The organism is Pseudomonas sp. R62 (assembly GCF_000257605.1).
Lineage (GTDB): Bacteria > Pseudomonadota > Gammaproteobacteria > Pseudomonadales > Pseudomonadaceae > Aquipseudomonas > Aquipseudomonas atacamensis.
The window spans coordinates 508,354-509,749 of sequence record NZ_JH635998.1 but is presented as its reverse complement, the minus strand read 5'-3'; the positions used below and the strand labels follow the sequence as shown (position 1 = coordinate 509,749).

General features: G+C 53.4%; 1 pseudogene. It reads left to right on the top strand.

What is annotated here, in order from left to right:
• Positions 1 to 1,168, top strand: a pseudogene (locus OQK_RS28830) (gamma-mobile-trio integrase GmtZ); the annotation flags it as partial.
• Positions 1,169 to 1,396 lie beyond the last annotated feature (228 nt).

Below are 1,396 nucleotides of genomic sequence, written 5' to 3'. Positions count from 1 at the left end.
GAAGATCGTTGGCCATGCTTCGATCGTGATGACGATTTATTACGTGAAAGTCGGATCTGCGTCAGTCCGTCAGGCTATGACGGAAGGAGAGAAGCGGGCGTTGCAAGACGATGCAACCGATATGCAGATCATGGTGGAACAGAAGCGGTTGGATGAGCTCCAGCATCAGATGGTTGGCAGCACCAAGGAAGCACTTGAAGCTCTACTTGCCGGTAACAGCGGTACTCAGTTGGTAAGGGACTACGGCATGTGTCCTTATGCCGGCGCTCGTTGTGGCGATGGTGGTGAATCGACAGGCAAGCAGTGGTTGCCTGTCCAGGCCGGGCATCTGGGACTGCAAAATTGCCCACGGTGCCGGCACTTCGTTACTGGCCCTGTGTTCTTGGGTGGACTGGCTGCTTTGTGGAATGAAATTTCTCTAACTGTAAACCTCAACTGGCAAAGCTATGCCGACATTGATCAAAAGCTTTCTGACTATCGGTCGCGCCTTCAAGATCTCCGGAACGAGAAGTTCGACTGCGCTCAAGTAGGTAAGCCTTTCAATGATCGGGAGCTGAAGCGGATCAACGTCGCGATCCGCAAGCTTGAAGCAGACCAGGAAGGTGTCGTCACGAAAATGGACATGTACATCGGTGATTTGCAGGCACTGACCAAGCTGATCTCGGAATGCAAGGTCTTGCTTAATACCAATAGCCAGGCAGAGTCCCCCAAGACTGATGGTATGCAACTGCTGGTGAGCGACCGGCACGAACTTGAAATCGTGTATGAGGAGACGTCGCTTTTCCATCAGCTGAACGAGGTTTGCCAGAACGCCACGCTTTATCAATCAGCTTCAGCGGTGATGGCGACTCCTCGTAGGGCGCAGTTGCTGGATCGACTCGCCCTCAACAATGGCATTCGTCCAGTGATGCTCCAGCTCGATGAGCGTGAGCAGCTTCGTCTCGGCAACCAGGTCTCGTCATTCCTGTTCAGTAGGTTGAAAAGCAGAAAGAAGGTCGACGAGTTGATCAGCGGGCAGTTGCGGCTGGAGGACTTGCAAGGAGAGCACATCATCAGTGTGAAGGAGATCACCACCCTCATGTCCAGCGAGTCATTGCCCGGCCTCGATGGTATTCCCACTGGCTATGCTCGGCAGCCCCAATTGATTGAAGTAGAGCCCTGTCATTGACCCCTAGACAGGTCGGATCACCGACCGCTTACTGTTTTTCAAATCTGGAGGTTCAATAGAATGACGCCTGAAGAAATGCTGGCCTTGCTTTGCGCAAAATCGCCACGCCAAAAAAGCTCATTGGAGGTGGTTTATGCCATCTGCAAAGAGATTGTGGACGCCGGGGGGACGAATTTTACTTCGGAGCATATTGGCCGGGTGGGGGCTACCCGAGGAGGGCCCCGTGCA